The following is a 19,174-nucleotide window of genomic DNA, read 5'->3' as shown; positions in this document are numbered from 1 at the left end:
GCATGAAGATTCAACTGCTGTCCGATCTGCACCTGGAAGCCCACCCCGCCTTCGCCCCCAGCCCCGCCCCGGGCGCCGACGTGCTCGTGCTGGCCGGCGACATCGGCTCCTACCAATCCGGCTCGCAGCTGGCCGACGACGACTTCGGGCTGGCGCGCTTTTCCCCGCTGCCGCAGTTCGCCGGCTGGCCGACCCCCGTGCTGTTCGTGCCCGGCAACCATGAATACGACATGCAGGATTTCGACGCCGCCCAGCAGCGCCTGCGCCAGGTGTGCGACCGCCTGGGCCTGATCTGGCTGGAACGCGAAAGCGTGGTGCTGGAGGGCGTGCGCTTCGTCGGCACCACCCTCTGGAGCGACTTCGACGCGCTGGCCGAGGACGAAGGCAGCACCGACCTCGCGCGCCGCCTGCGCCAGCGCGAGAAGGCCTTTTGCGCCGCCAACTTCTACCTGCGCAAGACCGGCGGCACCCGCAGCGGCGAGCCCTTCCTGGCCGAGCCGATGCGCGAGCAGTCCCTGGCCTGCCAAGCCTGGCTGCGCGACGCGCTCGCGCGCCCGTTCGACGGTCCCACCGTGGCCGTGACGCACTTCGCCCCGAGCCTGAAAAGCGCCGACCCGCGCTACGGGCTGATTCCCGGCACCGCGGGGTTCTGCAATGCGCTGGACGATCTGCTGCCCCATGCCCAGCTGTGGATGCACGGCCACCTGCATTCGCCGAGCGACTACACGGTGCAGGGCGCGCGGGCCGATGGAACGCCCTGGCGCTGCCGCGTGGTGGCCAACCCGCTGGGCTATGCCCGCAAGGGCGAGCAGGACACCTTCTCGCCGCATTTCACCGCCACCGTATGATCGTTCGCAGGTGCCGGCTTCCACGCCGGCGCTTTCGCCGCGCAGGGCATACAAAGATGACGCAGGTCAAGACAACAGGCGCACGCGCAGATTAGTCTGGTCCCTTCTCTTTCGGAGACGTCTTCATGAACATCCTCCTCGCCGTCGACGGCAGCCCGTACACCAAGAAAATGCTCGCCTACCTCGCCACCCACGAGGAACTGCTGGCCGGCACGCACGATTACACCGTGGTGACCGTGCAGCCCGCCCTGCCGCCCCGCGCCCGCGCGGCCCTGGGCAAGGAAACCGTCGAGAAATACCACGCCGAAGAGGCCGAGAAAATCATCGGCCCGGTGGTCAAGTTCCTCGCCCGCCACGGGGTGGTGGCCCAACGGATCGTGAAGACCGGTCCCATCGGCGAAACCCTCGGCAAGGTGGCGGACACCGGAAAGTTCGACCTGCTCGTGATGGGCTCGCACGGCCACGGCGCGCTCGGCAAGCTGGTGATGGGCTCGGTCAGTACCCAGGTGCTGGCGAACAGCCAGGTGCCGGTGCTGCTGGTGCGCTGACCCCTTGCGCGGCCAGGCCGCCGAAGCACGTTTCCACCGCCCAGTCGAGGATGCGCGCATCGGTGTACCGGCCGGTGGCGCGCAGCATGGCGGGCAGCGGGTCGGCCGAACGGGCCAGCAGCGCCCACAGCACCACGTCGGGCGGCCATTGGGCGCTCAGCTGGCCGGCCTCCTGGGCTTCCACGATCCAGGTGGTGATCTGCGCGCTGGCGGTCTGCAGCGACGCCTGGTAGCGCTCGCAGTCGCGCAGCGGCCCGGCCAGGCCGGAATTGCGGCTCAGCAGCAGGGGCATCTCGTCGGTCAGCTGCAGCGACAGCATCCAGCGCAGCAGCGCCTGCAGGCGCTCGATGGCGGACTGGCCGGGCGGCACGCTCTGCAAAAACCCTTGCAGCCGGTCCACGGCATGCACCATGGCGGCGGCGCACAGGTCGTCCTTGCCGGCGAAGTGCTTGTACAGGCTGGCCTTGGCCACGCCCACTTCGGCGGCCACGTCGTCCAGCGTCATGGCCTCGAAGCCCTTTTCGCCGAGCAGGCGGCCCGCAGCCGCCACGATGGCCTCTTCCCGTGCCTGGTGCATTTGCGCCTTGAAGGAGGGGCGGGACGGGGGCGTGTTCATGCGGCGCATCTTAGCGACCGGCCGCGGCCCCCGGTACCGGGACAGCCCGGGGCCTACACCGCCAGCATGCGGGCCGCGGTGCGGGTCAGCGCCTCGGACAACGCATCCAGCACCTCCGATTCGAGGTTCCAGCAGTGCCAGTACAGCTGGATCGGCAGCGAATGGCCGGGCGCCAGGTCCACCAGGCTGCCGTCGGCCAGCGCCCCGCGCACCAGCAGCTCGGGTACCACGCCCGCGCCCCAGCCGGCGGTGGCGGCGCGCACCTGGCCTTCGGAACTGGGCACGAACAGGTGGTGCAGCGCCACGCGCTTGAGGCCGAAGGCGCGCATCACGAACTCGGCCTGCATGTCGTCCTTGCGGTTGAACGACAGGAACGGCACGTCGCGGAAGTTGTGCGGCGTGAGCCCGTGCGGCAGGTAGCGCGCCGCCAGCGCCGGCGAGGCCACGGCCACGTAGTGCATGGCCCCGAGCGGCACCACCTTGCAGCCGCGCAGCGCCTGCTTGAGCGTGGTGACGCAGCCCAGCACCTGGCCCGAGCGCAGCCACTCCTGCGTGAAATCCTGGTCGTCCACGATGATCTCGACGGGCAGGCGCTGGCGCACCAGATCGTGCAGCGCCTCCAGCGCCCAGGTGGCAATGCTGTCGGCGTTGATGGCAATCGAGATGCGCTCGTCCTCGCGCGCGCCGCCGGGGGCGCTCGGGGCGAGTTCCTGCAGGTCGCGCTCCAGGTCGGCGCGCAGCAGGCGCAGCTGCTTGGTGTGCTTGAGCAGCAGCTGGCCGGCGGTGGTGGGCTTGAGCGGCCGGCTGCGCACGATGAGCACCGAGCCCACCTGCGCCTCCAGGGCGCGCAGCCGCTGCGAGACGGCCGACTGCGTGACGTTCAGGCGCTGGGCGGCGCGCTCGAAACCGCCCTCCTCCACGATGGCGGCCAGGCATTCCAGTGCGGCGGGATCAAAGCTGCTCATGGGCGTGCGTGCATTAGAGGTTCTGATGAATTTGGATGAAGTTTAATTTTGCTTTTAATTCGCCGCAACGCGATCCACACTCCGGCCCATGAAAACCATCGTCTTGGGCGCCGGCATCATCGGCATCAGCACCGCCTGGCATCTGCTCGAGCGCGGCCATGAAGTCACCGTCGTGGACCGCCAGCCCGGCGCGGCGCTGGAGACCAGCTTCGCCAACGCGGGGCAGATCTCGGTGAGCTACTGCGAGCCCTGGGCCAACCGCGATGCGCCGCTCAAGGCGCTCAAGTGGATGTTCGACAAGGAAGCACCGCTGCTGTTTCGCCCGCAGCTCGACTGGGACCAGTGGCGCTGGGGCCTGAAATTCCTCGCGCAGTGCAACGATGCGGCGTTCGAGCGCAACGTGCAGCAGATCGTGGCCCTGGGCGCCTACAGCCATGCCGCCCTGAAGGACGTGGTGCGCGCCACCGGCATCGAATACCACCGGCTGGAGCGCGGCATCGCCCACTTCTACACCGACCAGAAATCGTTCGACGCCGCCGGCCATGCGGTCGAGGTGATGCGCCGGCACGGCGTGCAGCGCCGCCTGGTCAGCCGCGACGAGCTGCTGCAGATCGAGCCGGCCTTCCGCGCCTACGGCGATCACATCACCGGCGGCACCTACACCAGCACCGACGAAAGCGGCGACGCCCGCCTGTTCACGCAGGAGCTCGCGCGCCGCTGCGCCGAGCGCGGCGTGCAGTTCCTCTACGGCCACGACGTGGTGCGCCTGAACCAGGCCGGTGGCGCTATCGAATCCGTAGCCGTCCGCGCACGCAGCACCAGCGCTGGAAGCCAGAAAGACCAGAACCTCACCGCCGATGCGATCGTCGTCGCCTGCGGCACCTACAGCGCCCCGCTGCTGCGCACCGTGGGCGTGGACCTGCCGATCTACCCCGGCAAGGGCTACAGCGCGACCTTCCCGCTGCTCAAGCCCGAGGGCGCGCCGCTGGTCTCGACCATCGACGACGGCAAGAAGATCGCCATGAGCCGCCTGGGCAACGTGCTGCGCGTGGCCGGCACCATCGAGCTGGGCGGCTACGACCTGTCGCTGGACAGCCCCCTGGCGCGGGCGCGCTGCCACATGCTGTCGCGCCGCATCGAGGCCATCCTGCCCGGCGTGTGCGACACCCGCACGCCCGAGGAAGGCGGCAACCCGCAGTACTGGACCGGCCTGCGGCCGGCCACGCCCACCAACATTCCGTTCATCGGCCGCACGCGCGTGGGCAAGCTGTGGGTCAACGCGGGCCACGGCACGCTGGGCTGGACACACGGCGCGGGCTCGGGCAAGGCGGTGGCCGAGCTGATCAGCGGCGAGCGGCCGGCCATGGCCTTCGGCTTCCTGGGCCAGGGCGTGGCCGCAGGTGCCGCCGCGTCCGCCCCCGTCGCGGCCTGACCGGGGCGGCCTGACCGGGGGCGGCACCGCCGGCCGGCGCTACCATGCCGGGCATGCCTTCCCACACCCTGTTCCTCACCACCTCCACCCGAGAGCCCGGCCATGTCGGCAACACCGAATGGCTGGCGCGGCAGGCCGCCGCGGCCCTGCCGGCGGACACCGTTCAGACCTGGCTGAACCTCGCGCGGATGGCGCTGCCGCCCTTCGTGGACCGGCGCCACACCACCGGCGAGTACCCCGCCCCCACCGGCGACATGAAGACGCTGCTGGAGGCCACGCTCGCCGCGACCGACATCGTGTTCGTCGCACCCGTGTACTGGTACAGCATTCCCTCGCCGCTCAAGACCTACCTGGACCACTGGAGCGGCTGGATGCGCATTCCGGGCCAGCCGTTCAAGGAGCCCATGGCGGCCAAGACGCTGCGGCTCATCACCACCAGCGGCGACCGCGCCAAGGCGCAGCCCATGATCGATTCGGTGCGGCTGTGCGCGCAGTTCCTGGCCATGCCCTGGGGCGGCGCCCTGTGGGGCAAGGGCGGGCCGCCCGGCGCGGTGCAGTCCGATGCGCAGGCCCTGGCATCGGCTGCTACATTTTTAATAGCATAACGCCCTAGTCGAATCTGCGCTGGAGGCTATTTCTGCGGTGATGCCTGGCCGTCCACGACGGCCAGGTGCTCGTCCATCCAGCGCAGCAGGTCGCGCCACATCACGCGCACCTCGTCGTCCTGCGGCATGCGCAGCTCGTGCTGCAGCTCGATGGTGACCACGGGCAGCCCCAGGTGCACGCTGCCGTAGTGCCCGAGCGAGCCCGGAAAGATGCCCAGCTGGTCCAGCCGCAGGCGCCCCAGCCGGCTGGGCGGCGGCTGCGGGCCGTCGAAGTCGAGCACGCCGTAGGGCGCATGGATGCTGACCACCAGATCGGGCTCGAACTGCGCCATCTGCGTGTGCAGGAACTGCGATTCGGGCTCCGACAGCGCCGCGGGACCGGGCCAGCGGCGGGGGTCGCGGCGGGTGCGCTTTTCCCAGTAGATGGGGGCGTCGCGCTCCCAGTTGGGCGTGGGGAAATTGCGGTTCAGGTCCACGCCGCGCGCATTCACCCGGGTGGCGGGCCTGGCGAGCATGCCGTCCGGGTTCAGCGCGGGGATGAACCGCCAGTGCACCGGCCGCCGCGTGGGCAGCAGGCGCGTCTCGGCGAACCCGATCCAGCGCAGCGCGAGCGACGCCGCCGTGGGCTCGTCGCCATGCATGGCGCCCACCACCAGCACGCGCAGCGGCACCGTGCCCGGGGCCAGGCCGGCCGGCGGCACGTCGCGCCAGTACAGGGGGATGCCGTTGCGCGACAGCGCGCCGCTGGGCACCAGGTGGGCGGACTGGCACTGGGCCTTGGAGATGCCGGGCAGGCGGGGCAGGAGCAGCGGGCAGGCGGTGTCGGGCTCCGCGGCGGCGGTGCCCACGGCGGCCGTGCCGGGCGGCGATGGCGCCGGGGCCGGTGCGGACGCCGCCTTGTGCGGCGCGCCGGGGCCGGCATGGGAAGGGGCCACGCCCCGTTCGGGCGTGCGGGCCTGCGGCAAGGGCGCCTCTGGAGAACGGGGCTGCACGATCACGGCCGACTGGATGCCGGCCATGCGGGCAGGCACCGTCACCTGGGCAGTGGCCGGCCCCTCGCCGAGCGGCACGCGCGCGCCGCCCACCAGGTCCGGGTTCCAGATGCGCGTGCCCATCAGCGCCAGGGCCAGCGCCGCCCCCAGGGGCAGCAGCCAGGGCAGGGCGGCCGCGGCGGCGCCGCGCGGCGTGCGGTCGGCGGCGCTCAATGCAGCACCCGCTCGGAAGCAGCCAGGAACGCCAGCAGCGCGCCATCGAAGCCGTCGGGGTCTTCCAGCTGCGGCCAGTGGCCGACGTGGGGCAGGTCCAGGTGGCGCGCATCGGGCAGCACCTGCGCCAGCGCCTGCAGCGCCTCGGGCGGGGTGCAGCGGTCCTGCTCGCCGCCTAGCAGCAAGGTGGGCATGTGCAGGCGCGACAGCTCGGCCGCGCTGCGCGCGAACGTGGGCAGCGCCTCCAGGGCGCGGCGGTAGGCCGAGCGGTGCACCTGGCCCATGGCGTGGCCGGCCAGGCGCACGCCCTCGGGCAGTGCGCCGGTGCCGATGTGGCGCGGCACCAGGCGCTGGGCGATCTGCTCCATCGACTGGCCGGCATCCAGTTCGGCCAGGCGCGGCGCCACCCATTCGTCCAGGCTGTGCGCATCCAGGGCCGGCCCGCCGCTGCACAGCACCAGCCGGCGCACCAGCGAAGGCTCGCGCAGCGCCACCTCGATGGCGATCATGGCGCCCAGGCCGTGGCCCACCAGCACGGCGGGGCCGCACTGCAGCGCCTGCAGCAACTGCACGCAGCTGTTGGCCAAGCCCTTGAAGCTGTAGGGCTCGATGGGGGCGCTGCGGCCGTAGCCGGGCATGTCCCAGGCCACGGCGCGGTAGCCGGCCGTCGCCAGGGTCTCGACCTGGGGAGCGAAAGTGAGGTGGTCGCCGTCCGCGTCGTGCAGCATGAGCACGGTGGGTCCGGAGCCGAGGGTCGTGAAAGTGGGTAGAAGGGCCATGAAGAGAACGGCAGGCGCCGCGGCCGCCGGCAGCAAATCGCCAGGCGCCGGACCATAATAGCCGACCCCTTCCCTCCGGCCGCCCGCGCCCGCGCCTTCGTGAACAGCCCCCTGCACCGCCCCATCGCCGCCCGTCCGCCCGGTTTCTCCACGCGCGAGTTCCGCGATGCGCTGGGCATGTTCGCCACGGGCGTGACCATCGTCACCGCGCGCGGCCCGGACGGCGGGCTCATCGGCCTCACGGCCAGCTCCTTCAATTCGGTTTCGCTGCAGCCCCCGCTGGTGCTGTGGAGCCTGGCGCACAAGGCCTCCACGCTGACGGCCCTGTCGGCCGGCTCCCACTACGCGATCAACGTGCTGGCGGCCGACCAGCGCGCCCTGGCCGAGCGCTTCGCCTCGCGCGGCGTGGACCGCTGGGCCGGCGTGGCCCACCAGCCGGGCATCGCCGGCGCCCCGGTGCTGGACGGCGCCGCGGCGGTGTTCGAGTGCTTCAACCGCAGCCAGTACGTGGAGGGCGACCACACGATCTTCGTGGGCGAGGTGGAGCGCTGCAGCCACCGCACGGGCGCCTCGCCGCTGCTCTACCACGGCGGCACGTTCTACACCGAGCACCCGCTGGGCGCCGCGCCCGCGCTGCAGGCCGAGATCCGCAAATGACGGCGCCGCGGGCCCCTCTCGAGGGGGCACCGCGGCGCGGCGGGGAGCGAACGGCCAGGGCGGCGGCTATTTCACGCCGTCGGGCAGCTCGATCTTGACCTCCAGCACTTCCAGGTTGTCCTGGCGCTCCAGGTGCACCTTGATGTCGTCGGCGTGGATCGACACGTACTTGGAGATCACCGCCACCAGTTCGCGCTGCAGCGCGGGCAGGTAGTCGGGCGTGGAGGCGTTGCGGCCGTTGCGTTCGTGCGCGAGGATGATCTGCAGGCGCTCCTTGGCGACCGAGGCGGTCTTCTTTTTCTCGCCCAGCAGGAAAGACAACAGAGACATGCGTTACCTCCCGCCGAAGATGCGTTTGAAGAAGCCGGGCTTGTGCGCGTCGATGAACCGCAGGGGCTTGTCCTCGCCGAGGAAGCGGGCCACCACGTCCTTGTAGGCCTCGGACACGTCGGTGCCCTGCATGTGGATGGCCGGCGTGCCCTGGTTGGAGGCCTGCAGCACGTTCTCGGATTCGGGCACCACGCCGATCAGCTCGATGCGCAGGATGTCCTGGATGTCCTCCAGCGACAGCATCTGCCCGTCTTCCACGCGGTTGGGGTTGTAGCGCGTGATGAGCAGGTGCTCCTTCACGGGCTCGCCGCCGGCGATGGCGCGCTTGGTCTTGCTGCCCAGCATGCCCAGGATGCGGTCGGAGTCGCGCACCGAGGACACCTCGGGGTTGGTCACCAGCAGCGCCTCGTCGGCGAAGTGCATGGCCATGAGCGCGCCGCTCTCGATGCCGGCGGGCGAGTCGCAGACGATGTACTCGAAGCCCATGCCGGACAGGTCGTTCAGGATCTTCTCCACGCCGTCCTGCGTGAGCGCATCCTTGTCGCGCGTCTGGCTGGCGGCCAGCACGAACAGGTTGTCGCACTGCTTGTCCTTGATGAGGGCCTGGTTCAGGTTGGCCTCGCCCTGGATCACGTTGATGAGGTCATACACCACGCGGCGCTCGCAGCCCATGATGAGGTCCAGGTTGCGCAGGCCGACGTCGAAGTCGATCACCGCGGTCTTGTGGCCGCGCAGTGCGAGGCCGGATGCGAAGCTGGCACTGGTGGTGGTCTTGCCCACGCCACCCTTGCCGGAGGTCACGACGACGATTTTGGCCATGTTGTGAAAATTCCCTGCGTTGGTCCGAATGAAAGAAGAAGGCGGTCAGAACGGGTTCTAGAGCGGCTCGATGAGCAGCTTCTCGCCGTCGAGCCGCACCTGGGCCGGCTTGCCGCGCACGGCGTCCGGCAGCTCGGTCTCGGTGGTGCGGTAGATGCCTGCGATCGACACGAGCTGCGGCTCCAGGCACGTGCTGAAGATGCGCGCGCTGGTGTCGCCGCGCGCGCCGGCGATGGCCCGCCCGCGCATGGGCGCATAGACGTGGATGTTGCCGTCCGCGATCACCTCGGCGCCGAAGCTCACCACGGCCATCACGACCAGGTCGGCACCACGGGCATACACCTGCTGGCCCGAGCGCAGCGGCTTGTCCACCACCACGGTGGTCGGGCCGCCGGCGGGCACCTCGCGCACCACTTCGACCTCGCGGATCACTTCGCGCACCACCTCGCGCGGGGGCGGGGCCGCGTCGCGCGGGGCGTCGGCCGCCGGGGCGTGCACGCGGGCCGGGGGCGCCTCGGGCGCGGCGATCAGGCCGGCGGCGTGCGCGGCCTCCATCTGCGCGGGGCTGCCGCCGCGCACGGCCACGGGCTGGGTATGGTGGCCGCGCAGCGCGGCGCACAGGGCGTCGAAATCGATGGCGTCGCCGGCCTCGCGCACGCCGGCCAGGTCGATCAGCACGGGGTCGTTGTCGAAGAAGTCCGGGTCGCTCTCCAGCCGTGCGGCCAGGTCGGCGGCGAGCACGCCGACGTCGGTGGTCTTGAGCACGACCGCCACCACGGGCAGCTGGGCGCTCTTGAGGTCAAAGCTGGTGCGGGCCTGGCCCGCCGTGTCAACGGCCATGGAAGGGGGGTGCGTGGTGCGGAAAAAAGGGGGAGCGGTACGCCCGGCCCGAAGGCGCGAAGTGTACCGTGGGGGCCCGCCGGTGCCTGTCGCGGGACGTATCCGCGCGCCACGCGCCGCATGGGGCAGGCACCTTGGCGCCGAGGCCCGGCCGGACAAGCCCATGCTTGCAGGCCGCGTGCGGCAGGCGCCGGCACCCTGGATCGAATCGGGCCTCAGCGCAATCAAATCACCGGCATGAAGCTATTATTTTCATAGCAAAACTTCGTCTCCCGAAGCCCGTTGCCCCCAATCAGAACTTGGGAATGCGGATGCGGCTGATCATGAGCGAGCCCGACAGCGCGAACAGCAGCACCAGCGGGTGCAGCGTGAACCCGCCCAGCACCACGCTGCCGAACCACAGGTGCTCGCGCACCGCGCCCAGGGCGGCGGCCAGCGCCATCAGGGCCACGAGCACGATGGAGGTGGGGATCGGCGTGCCCTCGAAGTATTTGACCTTGCCAGAACCTTCCGACAGCGTTTCGGCGGTGACGTTGTAGCGCGCCAGGCGCGAGACGCCGCAGGCCACGAAGTACGCCAGCACGATGCGGTCGTACAGGCCCTGCATGCCGCAGGCATAGGCGATGATGGCCGGGGCCACGCCGAACGAGATCACGTCGGCCAGCGAATCGAGCTCGCGCCCCATGGCCGAGGACTTTTGCCGCCAGCGCGCGATGCGGCCGTCCAGCACGTCGAAGATCAGCGCCGCCAGCACCAGCGCGCAGGCGAAGTACACGTGGCGCACCTCGCCGGTCTCCAGGAACGTCATGGACGAGAACAGCGCCCCCACGCCGCACACGGCGTTGCCCAGCGTGAACCAGTCGGCGAGGTGGAACTCGCGGATCATCGAAAAGCGCTTGGGGGTGGACTGGGACATGGACTCTCCTGGGTGGGTGGCGGCCGCCGCGCGCCGTGGAAGGCGGCGGTGGCAATGCCTGCCGATTATGGGCGGCGCCCCGAGGGGCGCACCGTCAGGCATGTCCTACGGGCCCGCTACGGCCCGGCCGTGCCGCGCCCGCCGGACGCGATGGGCGCACGCACGGTCTCCAGGTGGATGCTGGTCTCGGTGTTGCTGATGCCCTTGATGAGGCGGATGCGCTCCAGCGCGTGCGCCAGTTCCGCCAGGCTGCCCACCTGCAGTTCGGCCAGCAGGTCCCACCGGCCATTGGTGCTGTGCAGCGCCAGCACGCTGGGCTCGCCCAGCAGCGAGGCCGTGACCCGGCGCGCGTCGTTGCCCTCGATGGAGATGCTGGTCCAGGCCTGCAGTCCGCCGCCCGTCTCGCGCTCGGGCCGCAGCCGCACCGTGTAGCCGACGATCACGCCCGTGTCCTCCAGCCGGCGGATGCGGTTGGTGACGGTGCCGCGCGACACGCCCAGCCGCGTGGCCAGCGTGGCGACGCTGGCGCGGGCGTTGTGTCGCAGCTGGGCGATCAGTTGCTGGTCGATATTGTCCATTTCGGCAATTCCTTTGAGCAAAAAGCCAGTTTTTTGCGCTTATGCGTGCATTTTTGCCGATTTGAATTGGCGCGCCCTTGTGGGACGCTTGGGAACCCCATGCCGCCCCGACACCCGTCGCGTGGCGCGCCCACCGACGAGGAGCCGATCCCATGACCCCCGACCAACGCCCCATCCCCGGCACCATGTCCACCGAATTCCTGAGCGCCACGCGCGCCGCGCAACTGGTCGGCCGCACCGGCGTGGTGGAATGCCTGCGCGGCATGGCGCAGGCCATCGAAGAGGACTACGCCCGGTGGCAGGACTTCGACAAGTCCGCGCGCACCGCGAGCCATTCGCCCAATGGCGTCATCGAACTCATGCCCGTCGCCGACGCCCGCGACTACGCCTTCAAGTACGTGAACGGCCACCCGGTCAACACCCGCCACGGCCTGCCCACGGTGATGGCCTTCGGCGCGCTGGCCGACGTGGCCACTGGCCACCCCTCCTTCCTGAGCGAGCTCACCCTGACCACGGCGCTGCGCACCGCGGCCACGTCGGCCATGGCCGCGCGCTATTTGGCCCGCCCGGACAGCCGCAGCATGGCGCTGATCGGCAACGGCGCGCAGAGCGAGTTCCAGGCCCTGGCCTTCGTGGGCCTGCTGGGCATCGGCGAGCTGCGCCTGTACGACATCGACCCGGCCGCCACGGCCAAGCTGGCGGCCAACCTCGCGCCGCTGGTGGCGCGGGGGGAGCTGGAGATCGTCCGCTGCGCCAGCACCGCCGAGGCCGTGCGCGGCGCGGACATCGTCACCACCGTCACCGCCGACAAGGCCTACGCCACGATCCTGCACGGCGACCTGGTCGAGCCTGGCATGCACATCAACGCCGTGGGCGGCGACTGCCCCGGCAAGACCGAACTGGCGGCCGAGGTGCTGCGGGCGGCCAGCGTGTTCGTGGAGTACGAACCCCAGACCCGCATCGAAGGCGACCTGCAGCAGATGCCTGCCGACTTCCCCGTGACCGAGTTCTGGCGCGTGGTGCGCGGCGAGGCGCCGGCCCGCACGTCGCTCGCGCAGGTCACCGTGTTCGACTCGGTGGGCTTTGCGCTGGAGGACTATTCCGCCCTGCGCTTCATGCGTGCCCTGGGCCGCAGCGCGGGCCTGCTGCAGCCGCTGGAGCTGATTCCCGACCAGGCCGACCCCAAGGACCTGTACGCGCAGATCCAGCCGTGGATCGCCCTGGGCACGCCCGCAGGCGCGCCCCCGCTGGTGCAGGCCGCCGCCCACCTGGCGGAAGCGCTTTAAGCACGGGTGGGCCGCGCCAGGACACGCCACCCATCGTCACCGTCCGCGTGCACACTGCACGCGCCCCATGCCGTTTTCCGCATGCCGCCAAACCGCATGCGGGTGAAAACTTTGGCGCCACGGCGCCCGCACGCCGTGCGTTTCCAGGAGATGAACCCATGACCGACACCGCAACCCCCGCCCCGCACACGCGCGCCACCCTCATCGGCGCCCCCACCGACGCCGGCGCCGCGCGCCTGGGCGCGGCCATGGGGCCCGACGCCCTGCGCGTCGCCCAGCTGGGCCCGGCCCTCGCGCGGTTCGGCGTGGACGTGGAAGATGCCGGCAACCTCTTCGGCCCGCCCAACCCGCAAAGCGCCCGGGGCGACCACGGGCTGCGCAATCTGGCGGAATGCGTGGCATGGAACCGCGCGGTGCACGACGCCGTGTCCGCGCAGTTCGCCGCCGGCCGCATGCCCATCCTGCTCGGGGGCGACCACCACCTGGCGGTGGGCTCGATCAGCGCGGTCGCGCGGCACTGCCGCCAGACGGGCAAGCGCCTGCGCGTGCTCTGGCTCGATGCCCACGCGGACTGCAACACGCCCGCCATCTCGCCCAGCGGCAACGTGCACGGCATTCCCGTGGCGAGCCTGTACGGCTACGGCCCCGAATCGCTGTCGGCCCTGGGCGGCGCCGTGCCCGCGCTGCAGGGCGCGCAGCTGTGCCAGATCGGCCTGCGCAGCGTGGACGACGAGGAAAAGCGCCTGATCCGCGAGCTGGGCATCGAGGTGTACGACATGCGCTCCATCGACGAGCTGGGCATGCGCGAGGTCATGCGCCGTGCGCTCGACGGGCTGGAGGGCGAGGCCGGCGACGATGTGCACCTGCACCTGAGCTTCGACGTGGACTTCCTCGACCCCGAGATCGCCCCCGGCACCGGCACCACCGTGCGCGGCGGCCCCAACTATCGCGAGGCGCAGCTGTGCATGGAGATGATCGCGGACACGGGCCGCCTGGCCTCGCTGGACATCGTGGAGCTGAACCCCGCGCTCGACATCCGCAACCAGACGGCCGAGCTGGTGGTGGACCTGGTGCAGAGCCTGTTCGGCAAGAGCACGCTGGTGCGCGCCCGCCCCACGGCCGCGTGACGGTGCGCTGACGCACTGAAGCGCTAATGCGCCGCAGCGGTGGCCGCGCGCTGCTGCGCGAACGCCACGTACCAGGGCAGGCAGCCCGGGTTGGCCATGGCGTCCTGGTTGACCACTTTGTCCAGCGGCTGGCCCAGCAGCAGCTTCTTGATGGGCAGCTCCTGCTTCTTGCCGCTCAGCGTGCGCGGCACCTCGGCCACCTGCACGATCTCGTCCGGCACGAAGCGCGGCGACAGCGCGGTGCGGATGGCCGCGGCGATGCGCCCGCGCAGGGCGTCGTCCAGCACCACGCCGCCCCGCAGCGCGACGAAGAGCGGCATGTAGCTGTCGCGGCCCAGCGACTCCAGATCGACCACCAGGCTGTCCAGCACCTCGGGCAGGGCCTCGACGGCGCGGTAGATCTCGCTCGTGCCCATGCGCAGGCCGTGGCGGTTGATGGTGGCATCGCTGCGCCCGTAGATCACGCAGCCACCGTGGCGGCCGATCCGGATCCAGTCGCCGTGGCGCCAGACCGGGCCCATGTCCACGGGCCCGTCGCCCCCGCCCGGCCGCCGGCCGTGGCCCGGCGGGTACATGTCGAAGTAGCTCGCCAGGTAGCGTTTGCCGTTCGGGTCGCCGCCCCGCCCGGCCGGGCCCGGCTCGCCATCGCCCCACAGGTACAGCGGCATGGACGGGATGGGCTGCGCGCACACCAGTTCGCCCACCTCGTCGATCACCGGCTGGCCCTCGGCGTTCCAGGCCTCGACCGCCGCGCCCAGCATGCGGCACTGCATCTCGCCGGGCACCTGGGGCAGTTCGCGGTGCCCGCCGATGAAGGCGCCGCAAAAATCGGTGCCGCCGGAGATGTTGTTCCACCAGATGTCGCCGTCCGCATGCCCCGACACGCCCAGCGCGCGGAACTGCGCCGTGCCCCAGGCCTGCACCTCGGGCGCGAGCGGCGAGCCGGTGGTGCCCAGTGCCCGCACGCGAGAGAGGTCGCCGCAGTCCGTGAGCGACAGGCCCGACTTCATGCAGTTGGCGTAGAAGGCCGCGCCCGCGCCGAAGAACGTCACGCCCGTCTCGGCGGCGAAGCGCCAGAGCGTGCCCCAGTCGGGCCGCTCGCGGCCGCCGCCCGGGTTGCCGTCGTAGATCACGCACGTCGTGCCCGCCAGCAGGCCGCTCACCTGCGCGTTCCACATCACCCAGCCGGTCGAGCTGTACCAGTGGTAGCGCTCGCCGAACGAATTGGGCTCGTAGCTGCAGCCGATGTCGTTGTGCAGCCCCTTGAGCTGCAGCGCCACCAGCACCATGCCGCCGTGGCCGTGCACGATGGGCTTGGGCAGGCCGGTGGTGCCGCTGGAGTAGACGATCCACAGCGGGTGGTCGAACGGCAGCCACTCGGGCTCGAACGCAGCCACTTCGGCATCGTTTTGGCCGCATGCCCTAGAAAAATCTGCCGTGTCTGCTATCGTTTCAGGAGCGTGCAAGTGCTGCACCACCACCATGTGGGTGACCGAGGGCAGCGCCGCGCGCAGCTCGGCCAGCACGCCGGTGCGGTCGTGGTCGCGCCCACCGTAGGTCACGCCGTCCACTGCGATCAGCACCTTGGGCGCGATCTGGCGGAAGCGGTCCAGCACGGCGGCCGTGCCCATGTCGGGCGCGCACACGCTCCACACCGCGCCCAGGCTGGCCGTGGCCAGCAGGGCCACCATGGCCTCGGGGATGTTGGGCAGGTAGGCCGCCACGCGGTCGCCGCGCCGCACGCCCTGGCGGCGCAGGTGCAGCGCGAGTGAGGCGACCTGGCGGCGCAGCTCGGGCCAGGACAGCTCGCGGTGCAGGCCGCGCTCGTTGCGGCTCACGACGGCCGGCAGGCCCGCGGCGTGCGCCGGGTCCACATGGCGCAGCACCTGGCGCGCGTAGTTGACCTGCGCCCCGGGAAACCACACGGCCCCCGGCATGGCATTGCGTGCCAGCACGGCCGTGTGCGGCGTGGGCGACTGTAGGTCGAAGTAGTCCCAGATGCTCTGCCAGAACGCATCGAGGTCGGTGACCGACCAGCGCCAGAGCGCGTCGTAGTCCGCGAAGGCCAGTCCGTGGCGGGCCTGAAGCCAGTCCTGGTACAGGCGGATCTGGGGAACGAACGGGGGGGTGTTTTTTGTCTCCATGGCGCCGCAGCGTAGCGTGCGCCACCGCCGCTGTCACCGGGCAGGCGTCCCCGAATGGACAAAGCCGCCGGCCGGGTGCGGCGGGCGGCTTTGCGAGGGAGGCGGCAGCGGGGCGTTGCCCGCCGGGCCCCGGGGTCAGTCGGTCAGCTCGTGCACGCTGGTGATGGCGTAGCCCTTTTCCTCGATCTGCGCGGCCGGCTGCGCGATGCCGTAGTCGTCCCAGTGGTCGGCGTTCTCGTCCATCTCCTGGCCGCGGGCTTCGGTGTCCCAGTCCACGTTGATCGCCTCCTGCGGGATGGGGCGCCCTTCGGGCACGGCGAGGTGGGAGAACTTGCCATCGGCTTCGGCTCGGCGATAGATGTCTACGCGCATGTGGGAGTCCTTTTCGGAAATGAGACGCAAAGGCTGTCCACTCTATCGAGCGGGGTTCTGGCGGGGCGTAGGAAAACACCTCTCGCGGGAGGGTGGCACCGGAAGGCGCCCCACCCGCACGCCCTGCAAAAACCAAAAAGGCGGCCGGGCCTTCGCCCGCCGCCTTTCTGGTTTGGCTGCCTTGACTGGCTGCCTCAGGCTGGCCGATTACTTCGCCGAAGCCAGGTCGCGCATGCGGTCCGCACGGCCGCCCGCGTCCGGGTGGGTGGACAGCATGGCATCCATGCCGCCGCTCTTGCCGCTCAGCGAGGCGATCTTGCGGAAGGCCGACTCCATGGCCTGCACCTTGTACTTGTGCTTCTTCATGAAGGCCAGGCCGTAGTCGTCGGCGGCGGTTTCCTGGCTTTGCGAGAACTGGCTGTTGACCAGCTTCTCGCCCAGGGCGCCCAGGTCGGAGTCGGCCAGGCGGCCCACGCCGCCCGCGGCGGACGCGGCCTTGCGGCCGGCGGAAGCCATGTAGGCCGTGCGCATGGCCGACAGCGAGTGCTGCAGCTTGACGTGGCCGATTTCGTGGCCGATCACGCCCAGCAGCTCCTGGTCATTCATCATGTCCATGAGGCCGCTGTACACGCGGATGGAGCCGTCGGCCGTGGCGTTGGCGTTCACGTCCTTGCTCAGGTACACCTTGAAGTTCAGCTTCATGCCGTCTTCGTTCACGTGCTTCTTGGTCAGGCGCGCCAGGCGCTGCGCGTACTTGTTGTTGGCCGGGGCGGCGTTCTCGGTGCGGTCTTCGTAGTTGCGGTACTGCAGCGAGACGGTCTTGAGTTCTTCGTCGGACACGGTCACGGCCTTGAACACGTCCAGCGCGGCGCCCGCCTTGTTCTCGGTGCTGCTGGAGTTGGAACCGCCGGCGGTGGCCGCGCCCAGCACGCTGGAGATGGCCGAGGTGCCGGAGCCGCTCTTGCTGCCATCGCCCGTGGTGGCGCAGCCGGACAGCAGCAGGGCGAGCGCGACGGCGCTCAGTGAGAACTTCTTCATGGAAACACTTTCGTTGAGGTCTGGAAACAAGCGCCAATGGGGCGACGGATGCGGTGCTCGGGAGGCTCTGCGGCCCCTTGGCGGTCATGGGGTGGACCGGGCAGGCGGAAATTGTTTCACGGGCGTTTGAAATGCCATACGGCGTGGCGCTGCGAATGCATCGAGTTGTATCCACGGCCTGGCCACCGCTTCCGCCGCTTTACAAAGTAACGAAACGCCTTGGCGCCATAGGATGAACCACCCCGTACACAACCTTTTGTTTCAATAAAGACGCCATCAACGGGGAACAAAACGGCGCTCCGCTAAACCGCGACCTCAAAGAGCCGGCCCGACAGCGGGGCCTTGGCCAGCACGTCCAGCGGCACCGGCTGGCGCGCCGTGGTGATGAACAGCCGCCGCCCGTCGGCCCCGCCCAGTTCCACGTCGGTGGGACAAGGCACCGGCAGCGCGACGACGCGGTCCAGGCTGCCGTCGGGCAGGAAACGCACCACGCTCCAGCCATCGCGCAGGGCCGTCCACACCCCGCCCTCCGCATCCAGCGCCAAGCCGCTTACCCGGCCCGAGCCCTTGGGCACGGAGACGAGGCGGCGCACGGCGCCGGTCTCGGGCTGCAGCGACAGGATGGCGCCCGTGTCCGGCACGGCGGCCCAAAGGGTGCCGTCCGCCGCGCGCCAGCGCAGGCACTGCACCGGCTCGGGCAGGCGCCAGCGCACCTCCAGCGGCGCGCCGGGCCGCAGGCAGCCCACGGCGCTGCCGCCCTCGGGCGTCTCGCAGGCCAGCCACAGCTCGCCGCCGACACCGCGGCAGACGGCCTGGGCCGGCAGCGCGGGCCAGGGGGCCAGGCGCTGCGCCGCCCCGCCCCGGGTGAGCGCGAAGGCGCCGTGGGCGCACCAGGCGATGGGCGGGGGCGCGGTGGCGGGGCCGGCACCGGTCGCTTGCGCCTCGCCGCTGCTGCCGTCCTGCCCCAGCAGCAGGCCGTGCACGGGGCCTTCGGCCTCGGCCCAGAGCGTGTCGCCTTCGTCCCCCGGTCCCACCGCCCGCAGCGCGGGGGCGAGGGTGTCGGCCCAGAACAGCCGGCCGCTGGCTGCGCACCAGCGCGGGTGGGCGCCGTGGAACGCCCAGGGGCCGGGCACGGGGCGGGCCTCGGCATCGCCCAGGGTGGGGCGCACGCCGTGCAACTGCGCGCCCACGCGGCGCGCGGCCTCGGCCACCTCGGGGCCCAGCAGCTCCAGCCGCTCGGGCGTGAGCCGCCAGGCCGGCCCGGCCACGCTGAGCGCGCCGCGCACCTGGCCCAGGCCGTCGATGATGGGCGCGCCCACGCAGCGCACGCCGGGCACGATCTCTTCGTCGTCGATCGCGTAACCGCGCGCCGCCGTGACCCGCAGCTCGGCCAGCAGGCGCCGCCGGTCGGTCAGCGTGCGGGGCGTGAGGGGGCGCAGCACCAGTTCGCGCACCAGGGCATCGCGCGCCGCGCCGTCCATGGCGGAGAGGATGGCCTTGCCCTGGCTGGTGCAGTACACCGGCTTGCGCTGGCCCAGCGCGCTGGACGAGCGCTGGCTGTGCGCGCCATCGCAGCGCTCCAGCGACACCACGTCGCGCCCATCCAGCGCGGCCAGGTAGGTGGTCTCGCCCGTCAGGTCGCGCAACGTGCGCAGTTCCATCACGGCCGCCGCGGCCAGATCGGGCATGGCATGGGCCTGGCGTGCCAGCTCGAAGCAGCGCACACCCAGGCAGTACACCTTGCGCAGCGGATCGCGGCGCAGCATGCCGCGCGCCACCAGCGTGGCCAGCAGGCGGTAGGCCGTGGTGCGGGGCAACGCCAGCCGCGCTGCCAGGTCGGCGTGGCTCAGGCCTTGCGGCGCGGCGCCCACGGCGTCCAGCACGTCGAGGGCTTTTTCGAGCGCGGCGGTGCCGTCTCCGGGCGATGCAGGCATGTTTGTCTCACGAAATGGAATTCAGAACCGCGCGGGGAAGGGACGGCGGGCCGCAGGGATTTTAGGCGGCTCGCCCTTTCATTACGATGGCAGGCTCCCAACGGCGGGCCCCTGCCGATCAGCGAACAATTCCAT

General features: G+C 71.0%; 20 protein-coding genes. 7 read left to right on the top strand and 13 right to left on the bottom strand.

The features are described 5' to 3' along the window. The first annotated feature begins 2 nt into the window (after positions 1–2). Together R1Z03_RS03910 and R1Z03_RS03905 are read left to right on the top strand one after the other, a co-directional pair. On the top strand, positions 3–848 hold the full coding sequence (locus R1Z03_RS03910; protein WP_317357039.1) for a metallophosphoesterase: 846 nt from the start codon (positions 3–5) through the stop codon (positions 846–848). Positions 849–973: 125 nt separating this feature from the next. Continuing rightward, positions 974–1,396 (top strand): universal stress protein, encoded by a 423-nt coding sequence (locus R1Z03_RS03905; protein ID WP_272566139.1) that lies wholly within the window; start codon positions 974–976, stop codon positions 1,394–1,396. On the opposite strand, the gene R1Z03_RS03900 is transcribed toward R1Z03_RS03905, so the two are convergent. Further along, positions 1,344–2,012: a TetR/AcrR family transcriptional regulator gene (locus R1Z03_RS03900; RefSeq protein WP_317357037.1), complete on the bottom strand. Its 669-nt coding sequence runs from the start codon at positions 2,010–2,012 to the stop codon at positions 1,344–1,346. The two genes, R1Z03_RS03905 and R1Z03_RS03900, sit on opposite strands and share 53 nt — an antisense overlap. Positions 2,013–2,065: 53 nt before the next feature. Further along, positions 2,066–2,977 (bottom strand): LysR family transcriptional regulator ArgP, encoded by a 912-nt coding sequence (locus R1Z03_RS03895; RefSeq protein WP_272566141.1) that lies wholly within the window; start codon positions 2,975–2,977, stop codon positions 2,066–2,068. Positions 2,978–3,065: 88 nt separating this feature from the next. On the opposite strand from R1Z03_RS03895, the gene R1Z03_RS03890 reads away from it, so the two are divergent. Both R1Z03_RS03890 and R1Z03_RS03885 read left to right on the top strand, forming a co-directional pair. Further along, complete coding sequence (locus tag R1Z03_RS03890; RefSeq protein WP_317357035.1) at positions 3,066–4,409, top strand: D-amino acid dehydrogenase; 1,344 nt, start codon at positions 3,066–3,068, stop codon at positions 4,407–4,409. A 44-nt stretch (positions 4,410–4,453) separates the two neighbouring features. Beyond that, a complete protein-coding gene (locus R1Z03_RS03885) occupies positions 4,454–5,014 on the top strand; it encodes an NAD(P)H-dependent oxidoreductase (RefSeq protein ID WP_284430409.1) in 561 nt (186 codons plus the stop codon). A 26-nt stretch (positions 5,015–5,040) separates the two neighbouring features. Here the strand turns inward: R1Z03_RS03885 and R1Z03_RS03880 are convergent, their stop codons facing one another. Beyond that, complete coding sequence (locus R1Z03_RS03880) at positions 5,041–6,219, bottom strand: M14 family zinc carboxypeptidase (RefSeq protein ID WP_317357032.1); 1,179 nt, start codon at positions 6,217–6,219, stop codon at positions 5,041–5,043. Continuing rightward, positions 6,216–6,998 (bottom strand): alpha/beta fold hydrolase, encoded by a 783-nt coding sequence (locus tag R1Z03_RS03875; RefSeq protein WP_272566145.1) that lies wholly within the window; start codon positions 6,996–6,998, stop codon positions 6,216–6,218. Before R1Z03_RS03875 ends, R1Z03_RS03880 begins: the two co-directional genes overlap by 4 nt. A 99-nt stretch (positions 6,999–7,097) precedes the next feature. Here R1Z03_RS03875 and R1Z03_RS03870 point away from each other — a divergent pair, with 99 nt between their 5' ends. Further along, positions 7,098–7,655, top strand: coding sequence for a flavin reductase family protein (locus R1Z03_RS03870; protein ID WP_272566146.1), 558 nt, complete (start codon positions 7,098–7,100; stop codon positions 7,653–7,655). Positions 7,656–7,721: 66 nt separating this feature from the next. On the opposite strand, the gene minE is transcribed toward R1Z03_RS03870, so the two are convergent. From minE to R1Z03_RS03845, 5 genes are all read right to left on the bottom strand, one after another. Further along, positions 7,722–7,985: a cell division topological specificity factor MinE gene (minE, locus tag R1Z03_RS03865; RefSeq protein ID WP_092744488.1), complete on the bottom strand. Its 264-nt coding sequence runs from the start codon at positions 7,983–7,985 to the stop codon at positions 7,722–7,724. Between the two features lie 3 nt (positions 7,986–7,988). Beyond that, the gene (gene minD / locus R1Z03_RS03860) at positions 7,989–8,804 is read right to left on the bottom strand and encodes a septum site-determining protein MinD (protein WP_284397011.1); all 816 of its coding nucleotides are present in this window, start codon (positions 8,802–8,804) and stop codon (positions 7,989–7,991) included. A gap of 57 nt (positions 8,805–8,861) precedes the next feature. After that, positions 8,862–9,644: a septum site-determining protein MinC gene (gene minC / locus R1Z03_RS03855; protein ID WP_272566149.1), complete on the bottom strand. Its 783-nt coding sequence runs from the start codon at positions 9,642–9,644 to the stop codon at positions 8,862–8,864. A gap of 292 nt (positions 9,645–9,936) precedes the next feature. After that, positions 9,937–10,560: a CDP-diacylglycerol--serine O-phosphatidyltransferase gene (pssA, locus tag R1Z03_RS03850; protein ID WP_284430412.1), complete on the bottom strand. Its 624-nt coding sequence runs from the start codon at positions 10,558–10,560 to the stop codon at positions 9,937–9,939. A gap of 116 nt (positions 10,561–10,676) precedes the next feature. After that, positions 10,677–11,138, bottom strand: a complete 462-nt coding sequence (locus R1Z03_RS03845) for an Lrp/AsnC family transcriptional regulator (protein ID WP_284397018.1) — start codon at positions 11,136–11,138, stop codon at positions 10,677–10,679. A 152-nt stretch (positions 11,139–11,290) separates the two neighbouring features. On the opposite strand from R1Z03_RS03845, the gene R1Z03_RS03840 reads away from it, so the two are divergent. Together R1Z03_RS03840 and rocF are read left to right on the top strand one after the other, a co-directional pair. Continuing rightward, on the top strand, positions 11,291–12,424 hold the full coding sequence (locus R1Z03_RS03840; protein ID WP_284430413.1) for an ornithine cyclodeaminase: 1,134 nt from the start codon (positions 11,291–11,293) through the stop codon (positions 12,422–12,424). Positions 12,425–12,582: 158 nt separating this feature from the next. After that, complete coding sequence (rocF, locus tag R1Z03_RS03835; protein ID WP_317357024.1) at positions 12,583–13,551, top strand: arginase; 969 nt, start codon at positions 12,583–12,585, stop codon at positions 13,549–13,551. Positions 13,552–13,574: 23 nt separating this feature from the next. Here the strand turns inward: rocF and R1Z03_RS03830 are convergent, their stop codons facing one another. From R1Z03_RS03830 to R1Z03_RS03815, 4 genes are all read right to left on the bottom strand, one after another. Then, complete coding sequence (locus tag R1Z03_RS03830) at positions 13,575–15,695, bottom strand: acetoacetate--CoA ligase (protein ID WP_317357022.1); 2,121 nt, start codon at positions 15,693–15,695, stop codon at positions 13,575–13,577. A 135-nt stretch (positions 15,696–15,830) separates the two neighbouring features. Beyond that, entirely contained in the window at positions 15,831–16,067 is a 237-nt protein-coding gene (locus R1Z03_RS03825) for a DUF6139 family protein (RefSeq protein WP_272566159.1), read from the bottom strand. A gap of 207 nt (positions 16,068–16,274) precedes the next feature. Next, complete coding sequence (locus R1Z03_RS03820; protein WP_284425214.1) at positions 16,275–17,105, bottom strand: M48 family metallopeptidase; 831 nt, start codon at positions 17,103–17,105, stop codon at positions 16,275–16,277. Between the two features lie 302 nt (positions 17,106–17,407). After that, a complete protein-coding gene (locus R1Z03_RS03815; RefSeq protein ID WP_317357018.1) occupies positions 17,408–19,039 on the bottom strand; it encodes an IclR family transcriptional regulator C-terminal domain-containing protein in 1,632 nt (543 codons plus the stop codon). Between the last annotated feature and the right edge of the window lie 135 nt (positions 19,040–19,174).

The sequence above is a fragment of the Acidovorax sp. BLS4 genome (genome assembly GCF_032929295.1).
Taxonomy (GTDB): domain Bacteria; phylum Pseudomonadota; class Gammaproteobacteria; order Burkholderiales; family Burkholderiaceae_C; genus Paracidovorax.
The sequence above is the reverse complement of the archived record's forward strand: the minus strand, read 5'-3'. Positions and strand labels throughout refer to the sequence as shown.

Bases quoted from the DNA above. Each gene is read 5' to 3' on its own strand.
- R1Z03_RS03910 (WP_317357039.1), top strand. From the start codon at position 3: ATGAAGATTCAACTGCTGTCCGATCTGCACCTGGAAGCCCACCCCGCC.
- R1Z03_RS03905 (WP_272566139.1), top strand. From the start codon at position 974: ATGAACATCCTCCTCGCCGTCGACGGCAGCCCGTACACCAAGAAAATG.
- R1Z03_RS03900 (WP_317357037.1), bottom strand. From the start codon at position 2,012: ATGAACACGCCCCCGTCCCGCCCCTCCTTCAAGGCGCAAATGCACCAG.
- R1Z03_RS03895 (WP_272566141.1), bottom strand. From the start codon at position 2,977: ATGAGCAGCTTTGATCCCGCCGCACTGGAATGCCTGGCCGCCATCGTG.
- R1Z03_RS03890 (WP_317357035.1), top strand. From the start codon at position 3,066: ATGAAAACCATCGTCTTGGGCGCCGGCATCATCGGCATCAGCACCGCC.
- R1Z03_RS03885 (WP_284430409.1), top strand. From the start codon at position 4,454: ATGCCGGGCATGCCTTCCCACACCCTGTTCCTCACCACCTCCACCCGA.
- R1Z03_RS03875 (WP_272566145.1), bottom strand. From the start codon at position 6,998: ATGGCCCTTCTACCCACTTTCACGACCCTCGGCTCCGGACCCACCGTG.
- minE (WP_092744488.1), bottom strand. From the start codon at position 7,985: ATGTCTCTGTTGTCTTTCCTGCTGGGCGAGAAAAAGAAGACCGCCTCG.
- minD (WP_284397011.1), bottom strand. From the start codon at position 8,804: ATGGCCAAAATCGTCGTCGTGACCTCCGGCAAGGGTGGCGTGGGCAAG.
- minC (WP_272566149.1), bottom strand. From the start codon at position 9,644: ATGGCCGTTGACACGGCGGGCCAGGCCCGCACCAGCTTTGACCTCAAG.
- pssA (WP_284430412.1), bottom strand. From the start codon at position 10,560: ATGTCCCAGTCCACCCCCAAGCGCTTTTCGATGATCCGCGAGTTCCAC.
- R1Z03_RS03845 (WP_284397018.1), bottom strand. From the start codon at position 11,138: ATGGACAATATCGACCAGCAACTGATCGCCCAGCTGCGACACAACGCC.
- R1Z03_RS03840 (WP_284430413.1), top strand. From the start codon at position 11,291: ATGACCCCCGACCAACGCCCCATCCCCGGCACCATGTCCACCGAATTC.
- rocF (WP_317357024.1), top strand. From the start codon at position 12,583: ATGACCGACACCGCAACCCCCGCCCCGCACACGCGCGCCACCCTCATC.
- R1Z03_RS03830 (WP_317357022.1), bottom strand. From the start codon at position 15,695: ATGGAGACAAAAAACACCCCCCCGTTCGTTCCCCAGATCCGCCTGTAC.
- R1Z03_RS03825 (WP_272566159.1), bottom strand. From the start codon at position 16,067: ATGCGCGTAGACATCTATCGCCGAGCCGAAGCCGATGGCAAGTTCTCC.
- R1Z03_RS03820 (WP_284425214.1), bottom strand. From the start codon at position 17,105: ATGAAGAAGTTCTCACTGAGCGCCGTCGCGCTCGCCCTGCTGCTGTCC.
- R1Z03_RS03815 (WP_317357018.1), bottom strand. From the start codon at position 19,039: ATGCCTGCATCGCCCGGAGACGGCACCGCCGCGCTCGAAAAAGCCCTC.